Origin of the sequence: Thalassospira sp. (assembly GCF_030690045.1) — a bacterium.
GTDB lineage: Bacteria > Pseudomonadota > Alphaproteobacteria > Rhodospirillales > Thalassospiraceae > Thalassospira.
Genome location: NZ_JAUYHK010000006.1, coordinates 1 through 19,191 on the forward strand (window position 1 = coordinate 1; position 19,191 = coordinate 19,191).

Consider the following 19,191-nt stretch of genomic DNA (forward strand, 5'->3'; position numbering starts at 1 on the left):
AAAAGTCAAGGGGATAAATCCGCCCGGACCGAAACCCGCAAGGCCTTGTGCCTTGCGGGTTTTTGCGTTTGGGCCAGAGGAAAGAGGCGATGATGCAGCGTTACATGGACAGACAAGGCGACGGGCGTGCCCGCAAGAGGATGACCGGTGGGTGGAAAAGCCATTACGGGGGCATTCTGCCGGTCCGCTAACCCGGCCATTTGTCAGGACGCCCGAATTGCGTCTTGTCGGTGGCAAGTCCTGCCCGGATCGTACCCCGGCATTACCGGGGAAGGCAGGAGCGGGTGGTGGGGCCGAAGGTGGCCTGTTGGCGCGGCTGGCAGATACCCGGCGGCTGTCTGGATTCCCGCGTTCGCGGGAAGGGCGGTTTTGGGTGGCGGATGCCCGAGGTGCGCCTTGTGGCTGGCCGTGCCTGCCCGGATCTCGTGCCGGGTGCCATCCGGCCTTGCCGGGCGTGTTGCGCGGCGAGCGGAGGCACGAGATTTATCCGGGCTTGTCCGGTTCCCGTGATTGCGGGAAAGGCGGGTTGTGGCCGGGCCGTCTTGCGGCGGGGCCGGTTAGCGCGGGGCGAAGGCCCGGCGACGGAAGGAGTTCCAGCCTGCATTTTCGGATGCGGCTTGTGAGGCAGACGGGGGTATGGGCGCCATATCAAGTACCCCTGATGGAGCCTCGCCAAAATCCCACGGGGGTAGTCCGTCTTGTGTGCATCAGTCCTGCGCGGTTAGCGATTCGGGGGCCGTCACAGCGGTTATCTGGCGGTTTTCCGGGGCGGAGGGGTGTGGTTTGGCAATTTTACCGGTTGTTTTCAGGGATCATGATTGATTGCTGAAAGCGAGTCGGTGACGCCAGATTTTTTGATTTCATTAATCGGGTGTGATCATTGAAATGACAAGGTGCCACAGCCCCGAAAGCGGGGGCATGGTGTGGCGGGTCCGGCTTCGCCTCTTGTCAGGCGGGGGGGCTTTGGGTATCGTCACGCCGCATTGACATTCTGCGCAGCGGCAAACGCCCTGTATGCGCCAATTCACCGGAGAATCCGAGCATGACCGAAGTCGGGGGAATCGCAGCCGACCAGTTGGCGTCCTACGTTGAACGTATTGAACGCCTCGAAGAAGAAAAGGCCAATCTGATGGCCGACATCAAGGAAGTCTATGGCGAAGCCAAGGCCCTTGGTTATGACGTCAAGATCCTGCGTCAGATTATACGTTTGCGTAAAATGGAAGACCATGAGCGCACGGAACAGGAAGAAATTCTGGAGGTCTACAAGCGCGCCCTTGGTATGAGCTGACCCTCTTTTCCAGCTGCGCTGCGGCATCGGAAAACCACCAAAAAGCCTGCTTTCGAGCGGGCTTTTTTCATTTCAGGCCGGGGTGTATTGCGGGTTGTTTCATCAAGGTTGCAGCACTTGTGCCATTGAAGCAAAAGTTTAATGCTGCGGGGCAACAAACCGTTTTATCGTGATTTTCAGGGGCGATGGATCGTCTTTTGGACATCATCTAGTTTCAGAAAATTTTATGTTTAAACAACATGTTGATCATATTTTTCCCATTCCGGAATGCAGGGACTTCAATCCGTAAACAAGGGTTGTGCCGTCCTCTTCAGGTAGAATTGTTGCGCTGCACTATCCGTCCGGGTAGCTACTCCTCCTCATGATTATCGTCTAGCTTTTTATAAATTGCTGCACTCGCGTAATCGCGTTTACGGAAATACAGCAATTGTAAGGGACTAGAGGGCATGCCCTCCGTTTGGTCAGGGGTGATCCTTTGGGACAGGGATCACCGGAAAATTGACCGATGACGGAGCGGCTTTGGGGATCGGGGCAATATGGCGCAAGAAAACCATCGCATCCCATCCTTGCCGTTGTGTGAGCATGCACTTTCCGGATGGGATGAGAATGATGACAAGCTTTGAAAATCTGAAAATCGGGACCAAGCTGGCATCCCTGCCACTGATCGGGGTTCTGGCGATTATCGTGGTCGGGCTGATTGGCGGATCGGGCATCCGGTCTCTGTCGGCGGGCCTCGAAACGGCGGTGTCCGATGTTTATACCAAGGTGCGCCACGTCGCAGACCTTGATCGTGATATCACGCAGGTTCATCAAACCGTTTACCGGTTATTGTCATGGTCGGCCGCAGGTGTTGATGAAGACCGGATGTCGGCGGTCAATGAACAATTGCAAAACCAGATCAAGGTCGCCAATGCCAGTTTCGCGGCCCTGCATGACAGCCATCAGGTCGATGGGCCGGAACGCGAGCTTGTCACCTCGGCCAAGGCGATGTTTGACAGTTATCTGACCAAGATCGATCAGGTTCTGGGCATGCTCGACATTGAATATACCGGGGCGCTGAGCTTTTCCTGGTCGGCACAGGCCGATTATGAATCCCTGATGGCAACATTGGCAGATTTGAAACAGGTTGAAGAAGCCCGGATGGATCAGGCCAGCAGCAGTGCGATTGAGGCCGGGGGAAGTGCGCAGCAACAAACCATCATTGCCGCCGTGGCAGCGGCCCTGGCGATGGTTTTGATCAGCTTTGTCATTGCCCGGATGATCCGCGGGCCGGTAACGCGCCTGACACAGGTGATGGGCGACATTGCCGGGGGTGATGCCTCTGTCGCTGTGCCCTATACGACGCGGCTTGACGAAATGGGCCATATGGCAGGCGCGGTTGAGGTTTTCCGGCAGAATGCCGAAAAACTGCAACATTCCGAACGCGAACGTCAGGAAAACGAAGCACAGGCGATTGCGGAAAAGCGCCGGATCATGCAGGAACTGGCCGCCGATATCGAAACGTCGGTGCAGGGGACGGCAACGGCGGTCAGTGCTGCGATCGAGCAGATCGGCGCATCGGCCGGGGCGATGCTGGAAAATGCGCAACGCACCGATTCCCAAAGCGGGGATGCCTATGATGCATCGGGCAAATCCAGCGAGAATATGGGCGAGATTTCCCATGCCGCGACCAGCCTTGCCAGTGCGATTTCCCAGATCAGCGGTGAAATTCAGGAAAGCAGCCGACGGGCACAATCGGCCACCGAACTGGCCCGCGATGCCCATACCAAAATTCGCAGTCTGGAAGAAGCCAGCCGCCGGATCGGCGATGTGGCGGGCCTGATCGGACAGATTGCCGCCCAGACCAATCTTTTGGCATTGAATGCGACGATTGAATCGGCCCGTGCCGGGGATGCGGGCAAGGGATTTGCCGTGGTGGCGAACGAGGTCAAAAACCTTGCCAGCCAGACCGCCAAATCAACCGAGGAAATTGCAACCGAAATTGCCAATATTCGCGATGAAACCGTTCAGGCGGTGCGCGCGATCCAGGACATTGTCGTCAGCATCGAAGATGTGAACGGCATTTTGAAAACCGTCGCCGATTCCGTGATCGAGCAGGGCAGTGCCACCGGCCAGATCAGCAACAGCATCACTGAGGCGGCGGGGTATGCCCGCACCGTGTCGGGCGGGATTGGCGATGTGCGGGAAATCGCCCGTGCCACACGGGAATCTGCGGGATTTGTGGGGCAGGCAACAGGGGAACTGGGGCGGCAGATCCATCAATTGACCAGTTCGGTCGATGGGCTTCTTGTGCGGCTGCGCGCCGTTTGATTTTTCATGGAGGAGGGACTGATGAAATCACTTTTGAAGATGTTGGCACTGATGATGACGGCTGTGATGATGACGGCGACCGGGGCGATGGCCCAGGACAAGGCGGCAACGGCACAGTCACTGGTGGACAAGGCAATTGCCCATTACGATGCGGCCGGTCAGGACAAGTCCTTTGCCGATTTTAACGACAAGGCCGGTGAATTTGTTTTTGACGAATATTATGTGATTGTTGCCGACGGGGAAAAAGGCACTTTTCTGACCCATGCCATCAATCCCAAACTGATCAATAATCCGCAAATCTGGGATTTGCAGGATGTGAACAGCAACTTCATCATTCGCGACATGGTCGAAGTTGGCAAGGCCAATGCGGCAGGTGGCTGGTCCAATTACACCTGGACCCACCCGGAAACCAAAAAACTTGCGGAAAAGAAAACCTGGGTCAAGCCGCATGACGGCAAGATTTTCATGGTTGGTTATTACGAATAAGCGATGCCAGTGCATGGATGAACTTTGAAAGCCGCCTTTGGGCGGCTTTCTTCTTTCAAGGCCGGTTTCCCGGTTCAGATTTTAACCGATCCTGCTGTGATGGCCGTCACAGAGTTGATTAAATAATGATGAAGTTGATGTTTGAATAAGTATGGGTTTTTCAAGAATCACCATACGTTCGGATAGATCTTTGACGGTACGTCAAAAGTAATGTGTCAAATAAATATGATCGGGTTTTCTGGTAGTATGCCTATAATTTGGGGTGGTTCCAATTGTCATTCATTCTAACCGGAAAACCTGCATCAGACGGGTTTGTGTCCTGTGCGGGCGGAAACGTAAGAAACTTATTTTTCGCAGTTTTCACATGTCGGCTGATCCCATTGGCCTGACAGGTTAGGAGTTCCAAATGACGAAACTCAAACGCGCAATCTTTTTATCGGGTGGCGGTCCTGCTGTCGGGCTTAGTCTTGGCGTGCTGAAACGGCTGCGCGAGGAAGCCGACATCAAGTTTGATGTCTGGTCATCGGCCTGCATCGGGGCGTGGCTTGCCGTTTCCTATCATCAGGCGGATGAAGGGCAGGAAATCGAACAGTCGGTCGAATTTTTCCGCAAGATTTTCCGCCCGGCCAATGTGTATGAACGCTTTCCGATTGCCGGGGCCTTTGCCCCCGATTTTTTCAGCGATTTTCACAACAAGATGGCCTATCTGTTCAACCCGGCCAGCTATAACAACCTGATTGTGCCCGAAGCGATTGCCGGGGCGGCCGATCATGTTCAGCATTTCATGAAAAACCCGAAATACTGGACGCCGCATAATCTGAATGATGTGTTGTTGAACGGCGTTCTGGCGGCCCATCCGGTGGCGCGTTTCATGGTCGGGGCGCTGTATCAGACCGAAACCAAGGGATTGGCGAAAATCTATTCGCCCGACAGCATGTTTCTGGATCGTCTGAAATTTGATCGGCTGTATCAGGAAGACAAACCGGCGATTTTCCACAATGCCTATAATCTGACCCAGCAGCGGCTTGAACTTTTCACCAACAAGCCGGAAAAATACAATCTGCCTGCGATGGACGGCCAGACCCTGTGCGCCTGTTCGGCCTTGCCCTTTATCGAGGAACCGGTTGAAATCAACGGCGATATGTATTGCGAAGGGGCCACGGTCGATACTGTCAGTTTCTTTGATTTCCTGCGCCTGCATCCGGATGTGGATGAGGTTTGGGTCAGCCGTATTCTGGACCTCAAACAGGTTCGGCAGCCGCAAAACCTGTATGATTCGCTGAACAATCTGGTGATGATGTTTGCCGCCTCGGCCAGCGAGGATGCGGTGGAACGGTTCAAACGCGAAGTTGCCGAAAGCGGCCGCAAGATCAATATCATCGAAATCCCGGTTTCGCCCAACATCACCTATGACTGGACGTGGGAGAACCTTGATTGCGGGATCGAGGATGGCTATCAGGCGACCAGCGCGGTTCTGGAACAATATCGCGCCAAACGCACCCCGCCGAAACGCGAACATCGTCCGCTGCGCAATCCGGCCGGGTTCCTGCATGAATTATTGCATCAGCCCCGCTTTGCCTGAGACTTTCCAACGGATTGATAAGGGCCGCAGCGTTGAATGCTGCGGCCCTTTGATTATTCTGCTGGTTATTCTGCCGCCTGCAAATGTTCGGGCGGATTGTGGAACTGGTCGCGCAATTCGGCCTCGCGCTGTTTGACTTTGTCGATATTGGCCTCCTTGATATGGCCATAACCGCGAATATGTTCGGGCAGGGCGAGCAGGGCGGCGGCAATTCTGGCATTGTCAGGGGTCAGTCCGCCGATCACATCCTGGACCAATGTTTCGTAACCGGTGATCAGTTCCCGTTCCATTTTGCGTTCGGGCGTGCGGCCAAACGGGTCCAGTGCGGTGCCGCGCAGGAATTTGAGTTTCGCCAGCGCCCGGAATGCCGTCATCATCCACGGGCCATAGACCTGTTTTTTCAGATGCCCGTTTTCCGGGTCCTTGTCGGCGAGGGCGGGCGGGGCCAGATGGAATTTGATTTTATACTCCCCGGCAAAGGTTTTGCGGATTTTGGCGGCAAAGGCCGGATCGGTATAAAGCCGGGCGACTTCGTATTCATCCTTGTAGGCCAGCAATTTGAAATAATAGCGCGCCACGGTTTTTGACAATTCGTCATGATCATCGCCAAGGCGTTGTTTTTCGACCTGTGCGACCTTTTCGACCAGACCGGCATAGCGGCTGGCATAGGCGGCATCCTGATAATCGGTCAGGAATTTTTTGCGGCGGGTGAGGATATCGGCAAGGCTGGTGGCGACCGGGTGGGCCTGTTGTTCATTGGGGCCGACCAGATCGCGTACTTTTTGCGGGTCATGGGCAAACAAACGGCCCCAGAAATAGGATTGTTTGTTCATCTCAACGGCGACACCGTTCAGGTCAATCGCCTGCATCAGGGCGTCTTCGCCAATCGGGATCAGGCCGCGTTGCCATGCAACGCCCAGCATGAACAGATTGGTGGCAATCGAATCGCCCATCAGGCGGGTGGCGATGTCGCTGCCTTCGACAAAATAAACCGCATCTTCGCCGCAGGCATCGCGGATTGTCGCAATATGTTCGCCGCTTTTCAGTTCAAAATCCGGGTTGCGGGTAAAGGCCCCGGTGACGGTTTCGTGGCTGTTGATCACGGCCTTGGTGAAATTGCGCCGCATTTTGGCCAGTCCTTCATAACTGGCGGCGACCAGAAGATCACAGCCCAGCACAACATTGGCTTCGCCTGCCGGAATACGGGCGGCATGCAGTTTGTCCTGAGTATCGGCAAAGCGGATATGGCTGACCACCGCCCCGCCTTTTTGCGCCAGCCCGGCCATATCCAGACCGACAATGCCCTTGCCTTCAATATGGGCGGCCATGCCCAGCAAGGCGCCAATTGTGACAACGCCGGTGCCGCCGACCCCGGTCACCAGTACCGACCACGGTTCATCAAGCGGCGGCAAGGCCGGGCGCGGCAGGCTGGCGAAAATTGCGTCATTGTTGGCCCCATCGCTTTTGGCGATGGCGTCGGGTTTGCGGAGGGTGCCGCCTTCGATGGTGACAAAACTGGGGCAGAAACCCTTGAGGCACGAAAAATCCTTGTTACAGGCCGATTGATCAATCGCGCGTTTGCGGCCAAATTCGGTTTCGACCGGGACAACGGCAAGGCAGTTGGACTGCACCCCGCAATCGCCGCATCCCTCGCAGACCAGATCATTGATGAAAACCCGTTTGGGCGGATCAACCATCAGTTTGCGTTTGCGACGGCGGCGTTTTTCCGCCGCACAGGTCTGATCGAAAATCAGGATGGTGACGCCGGAAATCTCGCGCAATTCCTTTTGGGTGGCGTCGAGTTCATCGCGATGGCGGATATCCACCCCGTCGGCAAAACCGGCGGCGACCGGGTATTTGTCGGGTTCATCCGACAAAACAATGATGCGTTTTGCCCCTTCATCGGCCATTTGCCGGGTAATTTGCGGCACGGTCAGGGGGCCGTCCACCGGTTGGCCGCCGGTCATGGCAACCGCATCGTTAAACAGGATTTTATACGTGATATTCACCCCCGATGCGACGGCGGCGCGGACCGCCAAAGACCCGGAATGATAATAGGTGCCGTCGCCCAGATTCTGGAAAACGTGTTTTTCCTTGGTGAAGGGGGCCTGTCCGATCCAGGTTGCGCCTTCGCCGCCCATATGGGTAAAGGTTTCGGTCGATCTGTCCATCCAGTTGACCATGTAATGACAGCCGATCCCGGCCATGGCGCGGCTGCCGTCGGGGACTTTGGTCGAACTGTTATGCGGGCAACCGGGGCAAAACCACGGAATACGGGCGACGTCGGGGCGCGGCAGGGCGATTTCCAGTTCCTTTTGCGCCAGCCATTCGATGCGGTCATGGATTTTTGCACTGTCGAAAAACCGGTTGATGCGGGCGGCCAGAACCACGGCAATCCGCGCCGGGGTCAGTTCATCCATCGAGGGTAATATCCATTCGCCCTTTTCATCGAATTTGCCGATCACCGTCGGGCGGACATCCTCGCGCCAGTTATAGAGCTGTTCCTTGACCTGATTTTCCATCACCGCGCGTTTTTCCTCGACCACGATGATTTCTTCCAGACCTTGTGCAAATTCGCGCACATCGTCGCGGTTCAGCGGCCAGCTCATGCCGACTTTCAAAACCCGGATGCCGATCTGGGCGGCATCGGTTTCGGAAATGCCAAGATCGTCAAAGGCCTGCATGACATCGAGATAGGCCTTGCCGGTGGTGATGATGCCAAGGCGGGGATTGGGGCTGTCGATCACGATGCGGTTCAGTTTGTTGGCCCGCGCATAGGCAAGGGCGGCATACAGCTTGAACTTCATCAGGCGGTATTCCTGATCCTTGGGCGTATCGGGCCAGCGGATATGCAGGCCGTCTTCGGGCATGGCAAAATCGGGCATGACCGGGGTGATACGGTCCGGTGCCACATCGGCGGCGGCCGAACTTTCCACCGTTTCGGCGATGGTTTTCATCGCCACCCAGCATCCGGAAAAGCGGCTCATCGCCCAGCCATGCAGGCCGAAATCGAGAATATCCTGAACACCGGACGGGTTCAGAACCGGGATTTGCGCATCGATAAAGGCATATTCGGTCTGATGGGGCAGGGTGGATGATTTGCAGGAATGGTCATCCCCGGCCAGAACCAGAACACCGCCATGTTTTGAGGTGCCGGCATGGTTGGCATGCTTGAAAACATCGCCGCTGCGATCCACGCCCGGTCCCTTGCCATACCACATGCCAAAGACGCCGTCATAGCTGGCGTCGGGATACATATTGACCTGCTGGCTGCCCCAGACAATTGTGGCGCCGAGGTCTTCGTTAATGCCGGGTTGAAAATGGATGTGCTGTCTGGCAAGGAATTTTTGGGCGCGCCATAATTGCTGATCAAATCCGCCCAGTGGCGAGCCGCGATACCCGGAAATACAGCCCGCTGTGTTCAATCCGGCGCGGGCATCCATCTGGCGCTGCATCAAGGGCAGCCGCACCAGCGCCTGAATGCCGGTCAGATAAACCCGGCCTTCTTCCAGAACATATTTGTCATCAAGGGTAATCGCCGCCAATTGCGCCATGACCAGTCTCCCTGCGGTCTCTCTTTGCGGGTACGCCGGAGTCTTCACACTGCTTTTTTATCATATGGGGTGTTATGCAGCGTTTCGGAATGGCCCGCCTCTCTCCCCTATAATGGTAATGAATGCTGACCTTTTTTCAATCGCTGTCGCATTGCACCCGTCAAAACGCCAGATTGCACAGCTTGACGCTACGTCAACTCGTTATTTCCTTATTTGCGTACCGATTTGCGCGCAATTTTATTGCGCCTGTTGTGCGCTGCGAAATTTCCATTTCGGGCGAGTCCCCTGTCGCAATTTGATATTGCATCGTTATGATGGGGCCGGGATCAGGGTGCCTGATGCAAGGAGCACGAAAATGGAACAACGTCTGAGTCTGGTGACGCTTGGTGTGGGTGATCTGGCCCGTGCGCGGGTTTTTTACGAACAGGGTCTGGGCTGGTCTGCGACCAGTGTGGTCGAGGGCCAGGTGGTTTTCTATCAGATGAATGGCATGATTCTGGGGCTGTTTGGCCGCGATGATCTGGTGAAAGACGGCAATTTTACCGATACCGGGGCCAGTTTTTCCGGTATCACGCTGGCCTATAATGCGCGCAGCGAGGCGGAGGTGGATGCGGTGATGGCATTGGCCCAAAAGGCCGGGGCCGTGATCCGGAAACCGGCGGAAAAGGTTTTCTGGGGGGGATATTCCGGCTATTTCCTCGACCTTGATGGTCATCCGTGGGAAGTGGCCCATAACCCGTTCTGGGAAATTACCAAGGATGGCCGGATGGTGATCCCGCAAGGCTGATTGAAAAATGCGCCGGAAATATTTGGCGCATTTTGTTTTTTCAGTCCGGCCCGTTTTTTGTCCGCAAATGCGTCAGGTAATAAATCAATCCGCCTGCGATCAAGCCCCAGAATGCGCCGGAAATACCAAAAAATGTCAGACCGGATGCCGTGACCAGAAAGGTAACGGCCGAGGATTCACGACTGTTTTCATCGCGAAAGGCGGCAACGACCGACCCGGAAAACGCCGCAATCAGGGCAAGGCCCGCCACCGCCTCGATCAGGATCGACGGGGCAAGGCTGACAAAGGCGGTGACCACCCCGGCCAGCAAGCCAAACAGGACATAGAATATCCCGGCGAAAATTGCCGCCCAATAGCGTTTGGCGGGATCGGGATGGGCGTCTTCGCCGGCGCACATTGCCGCCGTGATCGCCGCCAGATTAACCGCATGGCCGCCAAAGGGGGCGCTGAGCAATGAAAAAATCCCGGTGGCGGTAAAAAGCGGTCCCGGCGGGGTTTCATAATTATTGGCACGCAACACTGCCGTACCGGGAATGTTTTGCGAGGCCATCGTGACAATGAACAGCGGCAGGGCGATGCTCATAACGCCCGCCAGCGTGAAGTGCGGCACGACAAATGCCACCGGCGGGGTGATGGCGCTGCCGAGACCGGCAAGGGTGCCTTCGGGGAAATCAACGGCCAGAATCATGACAATGACAAAGGCCAGCAGGGCCGCAGGCACCGCAAACAGCCGGTTGATCCGCCCGACCACCAGCCACGCAATGGCAATCGGCAGGCCCAGCAGCGGATCAAAGGCAATCGCCTTGATCGGGGCAAGGCACAGGCCCAGCAACACCCCGGCCAGCATGGCATTGGCCAGCGGGGCCGGAATGGCGGCAACCGCCCGCCCCAATGGTTTCCAGACCCCGGAAATGATGATCAAAACGGCGCAGACCACAAAGGCCCCGACCGCAACGGCAAATCCCCCCTCGACCGTGCCCGATGTCACCAGCAGGGCGGCACCGGGGGTTGACCATGCGATACTGATCGGCATGCGGGTGCGCAGCGACAGCACAATGGCGCAAAGCCCCATCGCGACCGACAGGGCCATCAGGCCGGATGCCGCCTGTAACGGTGTTGCCCCGACCGCGCCCAGGCCTTGCAGGACAACGGCAAAGGCACTTGCCACGCCGACAAACCCGGCAAGACAGCCCATAAACAGGGCCTGAACAGACATATCGCGCAGCATGGGAACTCCGGCCGGGTGATGTGGAAGATTGAGGGAGGGCAAAGCTACCTAAAGTTTTGCGATCAATCTACAAAACAATGACATGCCCTGTGCAGGGGGCAAAGGACAACAGCGCCGCAGTTTCGGGGCGCTGTTGTCAGAAAGATTGTTTACCGTTCCGTAATCTTGAATTCGATCCGGCGGTTGCGGCGATAGGAAATTTCATCGTCGCGGTTATCAAGGGGCTGATATTCGCCAAATCCTGCGGCGACCAGACGGCGCGGCGGCACGCCCTGTTCGATCATGAATTTGACCACCGAGATGGCCCGCGCACTGGACAATTCCCAGTTGGATGCGAATTGGGCGGTGCGGATCGGCACCTTGTCGGTGTGGCCGTCCACCCGCATCACCCAGTCAAGATCATCGGGAATTTCACTGGCGATTTCCTTGAGGGTGGAGGCGAGTTTTGCCATTTGTTCCCGGCCTTCCACGCCCAGATCGGCGGCACCGGAGGCAAACAATACTTCGGACTGGAAAACAAAGCGGTCACCGACCACGCGGATATCCTGCCGTTCGCCCAGAACTTCGCGCAGACGGCCAAAAAATTCGGACCGGTAACGCTGCAATTCGGCAACCTTGCTGGCAAGGGCGGCGTTCAGGCGATTGCCCAGATTGACGATTTGCGCGGCCTTGTCGGCGGAATCAAGTTCCGATGCTTCAAGGGCGGCTTCGATCCGGCCAAGCTGGGCGCGCAGGGTCAGCAATTGCTGGTTTAAGGCATTGACTTGTTCGCGGGCCTCGGCGCTGATGCGTTGTTCTTCGGTCAGTTCGTCGGATTTCAGCGAGACCTGTTCCTGTGCGAGATCAAGTTCACGCGCCCGTTCGGCCAGAAGTTTGGAGAGTTCCTCGATCCGGCTGTCACGATCTGACAGCGCATCGATGCTTTCCTGTGTTTCGGCCTCGCGGGTTTCGAGGGCGGCAATGGCGGCCAGAAGTTTCTGTTCCATTTCCTCGGCCGACATTTCGGCCGCCGCCAACTGATCGGCAAGGGAGGCGGCGCGCGCGCGCAAATCATCGCGCTGATTGCTGGTATTGGACAGTTCGGTCGTCAACTGGGTCAGTTCCAGCACCATGCGCTGATTATTGCCGCGTTCCAGCGACAGCAGGCTGGTCAGTTCATTGACCTGTGCGGTCAGGTCATTGAGGGCCTGATCGCGCCCCGACAGGGCGGCGCCCAGATAGACCTGCGCAATCACAAAGATCATCAGCAAAAAGATGATGACCATCAAAAGCGTGGCAAGGGCATCGACAAAGCCCGGCCATGTGTTGACGTCGCGGTTGCGGCGGCGGGACAGCCCGATCATTCGATCAGCCCTCCTCGGCGATCGCGGCGATGGTGCGGGACAGCAGCTTGATCTCGCTTCGGATTTCCTGTGTCGATTGCTGACGGCCCAGTGTCAGTTCCTCGGCAATCCGGCCCAACTGGTTATCAAGCGACCGGATATGGCTGCGGGTATTGTCATCAATACCGAAGCTGCCGATTTTCATCGAATCGGCCAGTTGGTCCAGAACCGGTTTCAGGTGCATCTGGTTTTCCGCCAGCTTGACCATCAATTGCTGTTCGGCCTTCATCTGATCGGTCAGGGTTGACAGTTTGTCGGCCAGATCAACCAGCGTATTGTGCGATTTGATTTGCGATGTTTCGGATCGCTGGATCGAATTTTGCAGGCCTTCCATATTGTCGGCCATTTGTTCAATCAGGGCCGACAAATAGGCCGGGACCGATTGTTCGCCGTCCGACAGGGCACCGCCCGATGACAGACGGGTCAGGCTGGACAGCCATTCTTCAAGATCGTTAAAGAAACGGTTCTGGGCCTGTCCGGCCTGCATATCGAGCAAACCAAGGGCCAGCGACCCGGCCAGACCAAACAGCGAGGATGAAAACGCCGTTCCCATACCGTCCAGCGGTTCGGCCAGACCGTCTTTCAATTCGCCAAACCACAAATCCATATTGGCCGTGGTGCCGACATTGATGTTGCCAATCACATTGGCGACCGAATTGACGGTCTGCAAAAGGCCCCAGAAGGTGCCAAGCAAACCCAGAAACACCAGAAGCCCGACCAGATAGCGCGACAATTCGCGGCTTTCATCCAGACGGGTGCGAATCGAATCGAGAATGGTGCGGGTTGCGAGGGTCGAGAGTTGTGGCCGGTCGCGACGCTGTTCCTGCATCATGCGGGCCATCGGGGCCAGCAATTTGGGCGGTTCCTGTGCGCTGAGGCCCGGACGGTTGCGGCGGAATTCCTCGATCCAGTTGACCTCGGGCGTCAGGCTGTAGGCCATCCGGAAGATGTAAATCACCCCGACGAAGAAAACCCCGAAAATCAGGCCGTTCAGAACCGCGTTTGCCATAAAGGCATCGGCGAGAACCGGGAACAGCAAAGCACCGATGGCGGCGATAATCGCCGTGAAAATCGCCATGCGCGTCAGATAACTACCCGGTTTGGTGATGGCAGGAAGATGTGCCATGCCGTTGGCCGCATTGTTGCTCATGACGGATTATTCCTAGCGTTGAACGGTTTTGACATCGACGCGATCAGCCGGACCGGACGGAACATTCGACCCCAGGGCCCGCACATCAATGCGGGTGGAGCGAACGCCCTTTTCGATCAGGAAAGACCGGACCTGCAAGGCGCGGGACAGCGACAGGCGGCGGGCCTTGCTGGCGTTGTTGCTGTCGCCGGTGGCGTAGGCCTGAAGCTGAACCCGGAGACTTTCATCGCGCATCAGATCGGCGACCACCGATTCCAGATCCCGGCGGGCAGCGGCCCCCAATTCGAAACTTTCGCCGGTGAAGGCGAGGCTGTATTCACCTTCTGCCGGTGCGGTCGGGGTGCGGTCATCGGTTGGCAGGGATGCGGTTTCAGCCGCCGGTGCTGGTGCCTGTGCCGGGGCCGGTGTCGGCGCGGGCGGAGGTGCAGGTGCTACTTCCGGGGTGGCTTCTGATTGCTGTTGCAGCAATTCGCGGGGTGAATTTGTGGTGTCGGGCGACGGAGCCGGGATATTGGGCACATTCGAGGCATCCGGAACCGAAGGAGCCGGAGCCGGAGCATCTTCCGCCGGGCGGGATTCTTCGGTGGGCAATGGCGGGGTTTCGGGTGCTGCCGGTGCGAGAGGCACGGGGGCAGGCGGTGGCGGTGCAGATGGTACCGACGGCGTTTGTGCCTGGGCAACGACTGTCTCGCGCTGCGGGGTGGCCTGTGGTTCGACCGGTGTCGTTGCCGCAACAGAAGACGGTGCGGGGCTTGCCGGTTTGGCACGCGGGGTTTGCGCCGGGGTGCTGTCATGCGGGGCGCTTAGTGCGATCGTCTGATTTGCGCCATCATCATTCAGTGTGTCATTCAATTCGGTGCGATAGACTGGCGCATTGCGCGGTGCCGGGCTGCCGGTTGGGCTGCCACTTGGACCAAAAAACTGTGACTGTGTCGGCACCGCCCCGGTGCCCGCCGCATCAATCACCACGGTTTCCGAATCGTCTTGCGATTCATATTGCGATGACATTTCGGTGGTTTGTTGCCCCAGAAATTGCGACCGGGGGGAGGCCTGACGATAAATCAGGTCATTGCCGGGCATGGTCATCGGCGTGCCGCCATCATCGGCACCAACAGACCGTGCCGACGGCGACAAATATGCCGGAAGGGTGGGCTGGCTGCCAAGCCGATCAATCTGATCCCAATCGACCTGCACGTCATTATTGACCGAGACAGGGTTGTATTGCTGGGCGTGTGCGCTGGTTTGCATAAGGGGGACACCCCCAAGTGCCGCCCATACGGCAACCGCAGAAATAGTCGAAATCCGCTTCATCAAGCTGTAGCCCCCTTGCTACCCTGGTCTTGTCACTTTCATGCAACGCATAATTTGTGACGATCTTACGGCACTGTGTACAGCCCCTGTTTGGCATGCACCATAACTTACCCCGGAAAAACGGACAACCGCTTTGACTGTCATACAAAAAAGGCGTTTGCGAGGGATCGCAAACGCCTTTTTGAAAACAGACTGAAAAATGCCGCAGATGCTTATTCGCTAAGGGCTTTTTTCAGGGTTTTGGCCAAAACCGGCTGGATATAGTCATTGGCGGCAACGACGCTGCCGGTTGCCAGCATATTGGTGCCACCATTCATGTCACGGACATAACCACCGGCTTCGCTGATCAGCAACAGACCGGCGGCGATATCCCATGAATTCAGGTGCGATTCCCAATAACCGTCATACCGGCCAGCCGCAACATAGGCGAGGTCAAGCGACGCCGCGCCAAAACGGCGGACCCCGGCGCAACGGTCCATCACGGTATGAAGCTGTTTTTCAAAAACCGCATGGTCACCATGCCCGATATGCGGAACCCCGCAGGCCAGAACGCATTCGTTCAGGCGGCGGCGGCCCGATACCCGCAGGCGACGGTTATCCAGATAAGCCCCAAGGCCTTTTTCAGCCCAGAAAAACTCGTCCTTTGCCACGTCATAAATAATCGCGGCAATGATTTCGTCGCCTTTTTGCAAGGCAACGGATACCGCAAAATGCGGAATGCCATGCAGGAAATTGGTGGTGCCATCAAGCGGATCGATGATCCAGCGATGTTCGGGATCGGTCCCCTTGATTTCACCGCCTTCTTCCATGATGAACCCATAGCCCGGACGGGCACGTTCGAGTTCTTCACGCAGGCGTTTTTCGGCGCGATGATCGGCGGTCGAAACGAAATCTGCCGGGCCCTTCATGGACACTTGCAGGTTTTCAATTTCGCCGAAATCGCGTTTCAGTCCATAGGCCGCCTTTTCGACGGCCTTGAACATGACATTGATATTTGCTGAACGACGGGCGGCGCCACGCACGGCATATCTCCCGGTGTTTTAAGGTGTAAGAAAAGAAAGAACGCCGGACGTCAGTCCTTGGCACGCTCGACATAGGTGCCTTCGACCGTGTTCACGACGATGCGGATGCCCGATTCAATATGGGGCGGCACCAGAACGCGAACGCCGTTTTCAAGAACGGCCGGTTTATAGGATGAAGACTGGGTCTGACCCTTGACCACGGCGTCGGCTTCGACAATGCGAAAGACGACCTGTTCGGGCAGGGTGACGGCAAGGGGCTCGCCCTCGAAACTTTCGATGGTGACAACCATGCCATCCTGAAGATAGACAGCCGGTTCGCCAATCAGTTCCAAATCAACTGTGATCTGTTCAAAGGTTTCGCTGTCCATGAAGGTCGCCTGTTCGTTTTCGGTGAACAGATAGCTGTATTCATGCTGGTCCAGGCGGACACGCTCGACCGTTTCCGATGCACGGAACCGTTCATTGAGCTTGGTGCCGTGACGCACGTCTTTCAGTTCGACCTGGTTAAAAGCACCGCCTTTGCCCGGCTTTACAGCCTGACATTTTACCGCACGCCACAGGCCGCCCTTATGTTCGATAAGGTTACCCGGACGGATTTCGTTGCCGTTGATTTTCATGGCACCAACCGTTCTTTCAGATCACAGATTCACAATGTAGAAGAAAACTGGCGCTTACCTACCAGTTTGCCCGGTTTGTCGCAAGAAGATTGATCAGGGGGAAGGCGCATGATCCCCCTTCATTTCACGCATGGCCGGTCAGATATCCTGACTGGCAACATGGATTGCGGCCTTGATGGCCTGCGCCCCGGCCACCGGGCCATCGGGATGATTCCAGACCGATCCGCAAACGGCGATAAAATCGGCCCCGGCCTGTACCAGCGGGGCAAGATTATCGGCCGTGATGCCGCCAATCGCCACACAGGGAACGGTGGTGAAAGTTGTCCAGATGTCGATGATGTCCGGCGTGACGCTGGTTTTTGCGGTTTTGGTTTCAGTCGGGAAAAATGCGCCGAATGCCACATAATCAGCACCCTTTTCACCGACCTGCATGGCACGGTGGCGGGAATCATAACAGGATACGCCAACGATATGATCTTCGCCCATGATGGCACGGGCATTGGCATAGCTGCCATCATCCTCGCCGATATGAACACCATCGCATCCGGTTGCCTTTGCCAGATCGGGACGGTCATTGAGGATCAGCGGAATGTCGCGGGCCAGACAGAGCGGCAGGATCGCCGAAATCGCCTTGCGAAGATCCGCATCATCAAGGCCTTTGAGGCGCAATTGCAGGCAATCAACCGCCCCGCTGTCGAGCACACGCGCCAGAAGGTCGGGGAAAACCGCAAGATCAATGGCGGGCGGCGTCAGCAAATAAAGCCCGGTTTGTGCGTCGCTGTTCATCAAAACCCATCCTGATTGAAAATGCAGGCCATCTTTACAGTTCCTTGCCGTTCATGGCAATACGGGGTGTTATTCCGTCAGAATCTGCCGCAGGCGACGTTCCATTTCATCGGGCGGCAGAAACGGATTGCCGATGTCATGGATGGGCGGGTCATCGGGCAAGGCATTCCAGATTGTGATGTTTTTCTGCCCGGCCAGATCAACCAGCCTGTCATGCGCCTGGGATGAAATATCGCGGATCAGGATATGTTCCAGCCCGCGATCAATGGCGGTCAGTGCCGCCCCGGCATGATCGGCGCAATCTATCATCACCGCGAACCGGGATTGTGGAAATTCGGTGCGCAGGGCCAAAACCAGTTCGCCCAGCCATCCGGCCCCCAACCCCGTCGCGCAATCGGGCGGGCCCAGCAGAATAAAGGGCCGATCCTGCATCACATGGCAGATTACCTTGCCTGTGGCGAAGTTGTGAATTCTGAAGATGGGGGGCATCGTCTTGTTTGGCGGCATAATGCAATTTCCCCATCAGGGTTTGCAGGCACAGATTTTGCGAAGGATGCAGTCGATCAGGTGTAACCCGCGACTTGTAAAATTTCAATGTCGGGCGAAAAGACAAAGGGCGGCCCGAAGACCGCCCTTTGACACAAGATATATCCGCCTGCGATTAAAGGAATTTCGCCATTGCAACGGCGGTATCGGACATGCGGTTGGAGAAGCCCCATTCATTGTCGTACCATGACAGGATACGGACAAAATTGCCGCCGACGATCTGGGTCTGGCCAAGATCAAAGGTCGAGCTGTTGGGGTTGTGGTTAAAATCGATCGAGACCAGCGGCTCGTTGCAGACACCCAGAACGCCCTTGAGACGGCCATTGGCGGCTTCGATAATCGCGTTGTTGATTTCTTCAATCGTGGTGTCGCGACCGGCGATAAAGGTCAGATCGACCATCGAGACATTCGGGGTCGGGACGCGGATGGCGGTGCCATCCAGCTTGCCTTTGAGTTCCGGCAGAACCAGACCGACAGCCTTGGCCGCGCCGGTCGAGGTCGGGATCATCGAAAGCGATGCTGCACGGGCACGGTGCAAATCCTTGTGCAGGCTGTCGACAGTGTTCTGGTCGCCGGTAAAGGCGTGAACGGTGGTCATAAAGCCCTTGGTGATGCCAACGGTCTTGTTCAGAACATCGGCGACCGGTGCAAGGCAGTTGGTGGTGCAGGAGGCGTTCGACACAATGATGTCGGATGCCGACAGGGTGTCGCTATTGACGCCGTAAACCACGGTTTTGATATCGCCCTTGGCCGGGGCCGAAATCAGAACGCGCTTGGCACCCGCCGCCAGATGCTTGCCCGCACCGGCTTCATCAAGAAAAATGCCGGTGCATTCAAAGGCAAAATCAACCTTGAGTGCGGCCCACGGCAGATTGGCCGGATCGCGTTCGGCACAAACCTTGATCGCCTTGCCGTCAATGACCAGATTGTCGCCTTCGGCCTTGACGTCATTGGCCAGAACGCCATGAACGGAATCATATTTCAGCAGATGGGCGTTGGTTTTGACATCGCCAAGATCGTTGATTGCAACGACTTCGACATCGGTGCGGCCGCTTTCGACAATCGCACGCAGAACCAGACGGCCAATACGGCCAAAACCATTAATCGCAACACGAATAGCCATTCATCCCTCCAACTGGATC

Annotated in this window: 15 protein-coding genes; 5 read left to right on the forward strand and 10 right to left on the reverse strand. The window is 56.7% G+C overall.

Going from position 1 to position 19,191, the window contains the following annotated elements:
- The first annotated feature begins 1,042 nt into the window (after nucleotides 1-1,042).
- From Q8O73_RS03290 to Q8O73_RS03305, 4 genes are all read left to right on the forward strand, one after another.
- Nucleotides 1,043-1,288, forward strand: a complete 246-nt coding sequence (locus Q8O73_RS03290; protein ID WP_007090950.1) for a DUF2312 domain-containing protein — start codon at nucleotides 1,043-1,045, stop codon at nucleotides 1,286-1,288.
- A 606-nt stretch (nucleotides 1,289-1,894) separates the two neighbouring features.
- The gene (locus Q8O73_RS03295; RefSeq protein ID WP_305554938.1) at nucleotides 1,895-3,598 is read left to right on the forward strand and encodes a methyl-accepting chemotaxis protein; all 1,704 of its coding nucleotides are present in this window, start codon (nucleotides 1,895-1,897) and stop codon (nucleotides 3,596-3,598) included.
- A 21-nt stretch (nucleotides 3,599-3,619) separates the two neighbouring features.
- Complete coding sequence (locus Q8O73_RS03300; RefSeq protein WP_305554941.1) at nucleotides 3,620-4,084, forward strand: cache domain-containing protein; 465 nt, start codon at nucleotides 3,620-3,622, stop codon at nucleotides 4,082-4,084.
- Between the two features lie 406 nt (nucleotides 4,085-4,490).
- A complete protein-coding gene (locus Q8O73_RS03305; protein WP_305554944.1) occupies nucleotides 4,491-5,666 on the forward strand; it encodes a patatin-like phospholipase family protein in 1,176 nt (391 codons plus the stop codon).
- 65 nt (nucleotides 5,667-5,731) lie between these two features.
- Here Q8O73_RS03305 and Q8O73_RS03310 read toward each other — a convergent pair whose 3' ends face one another.
- A complete protein-coding gene (locus tag Q8O73_RS03310) occupies nucleotides 5,732-9,220 on the reverse strand; it encodes an indolepyruvate ferredoxin oxidoreductase family protein (RefSeq protein WP_305554947.1) in 3,489 nt (1,162 codons plus the stop codon).
- Between the two features lie 355 nt (nucleotides 9,221-9,575).
- Between Q8O73_RS03310 and Q8O73_RS03315 the strand changes: the two genes are divergently transcribed.
- Nucleotides 9,576-10,007 carry a VOC family protein gene (locus tag Q8O73_RS03315; RefSeq protein WP_305554950.1) on the forward strand — a complete coding sequence of 144 codons (432 nt, stop codon included), beginning with the start codon at nucleotides 9,576-9,578 and terminating at the stop codon, nucleotides 10,005-10,007.
- 40 nt (nucleotides 10,008-10,047) lie between these two features.
- On the opposite strand, the gene Q8O73_RS03320 is transcribed toward Q8O73_RS03315, so the two are convergent.
- From Q8O73_RS03320 to gap, 9 genes are all read right to left on the reverse strand, one after another.
- Nucleotides 10,048-11,235: a benzoate/H(+) symporter BenE family transporter gene (locus Q8O73_RS03320; protein ID WP_305554953.1), complete on the reverse strand. Its 1,188-nt coding sequence runs from the start codon at nucleotides 11,233-11,235 to the stop codon at nucleotides 10,048-10,050.
- 149 nt (nucleotides 11,236-11,384) lie between these two features.
- Nucleotides 11,385-12,578, reverse strand: a complete 1,194-nt coding sequence (locus Q8O73_RS03325; protein WP_305554956.1) for a peptidoglycan -binding protein — start codon at nucleotides 12,576-12,578, stop codon at nucleotides 11,385-11,387.
- Nucleotides 12,579-12,582: 4 nt separating this feature from the next.
- Nucleotides 12,583-13,767 (reverse strand): flagellar motor protein MotA, encoded by a 1,185-nt coding sequence (locus Q8O73_RS03330; protein ID WP_305554959.1) that lies wholly within the window; start codon nucleotides 13,765-13,767, stop codon nucleotides 12,583-12,585.
- A gap of 12 nt (nucleotides 13,768-13,779) precedes the next feature.
- Entirely contained in the window at nucleotides 13,780-15,015 is a 1,236-nt protein-coding gene (locus tag Q8O73_RS03335) for an OmpA family protein (protein WP_305554962.1), read from the reverse strand.
- Between the two features lie 275 nt (nucleotides 15,016-15,290).
- Nucleotides 15,291-16,100: an inositol monophosphatase family protein gene (locus Q8O73_RS03340; RefSeq protein WP_305554965.1), complete on the reverse strand. Its 810-nt coding sequence runs from the start codon at nucleotides 16,098-16,100 to the stop codon at nucleotides 15,291-15,293.
- A 50-nt stretch (nucleotides 16,101-16,150) separates the two neighbouring features.
- Nucleotides 16,151-16,717, reverse strand: coding sequence for an elongation factor P (gene efp / locus Q8O73_RS03345; RefSeq protein WP_305554968.1), 567 nt, complete (start codon nucleotides 16,715-16,717; stop codon nucleotides 16,151-16,153).
- 138 nt (nucleotides 16,718-16,855) lie between these two features.
- Nucleotides 16,856-17,503, reverse strand: coding sequence for a thiamine phosphate synthase (gene thiE, locus Q8O73_RS03350; protein WP_305554971.1), 648 nt, complete (start codon nucleotides 17,501-17,503; stop codon nucleotides 16,856-16,858).
- A gap of 69 nt (nucleotides 17,504-17,572) precedes the next feature.
- Nucleotides 17,573-17,935: a hypothetical protein gene (locus tag Q8O73_RS03355; protein ID WP_305554974.1), complete on the reverse strand. Its 363-nt coding sequence runs from the start codon at nucleotides 17,933-17,935 to the stop codon at nucleotides 17,573-17,575.
- 229 nt (nucleotides 17,936-18,164) lie between these two features.
- Entirely contained in the window at nucleotides 18,165-19,172 is a 1,008-nt protein-coding gene (gap, locus tag Q8O73_RS03360) for a type I glyceraldehyde-3-phosphate dehydrogenase (RefSeq protein WP_305554977.1), read from the reverse strand.
- Nucleotides 19,173-19,191 lie beyond the last annotated feature (19 nt).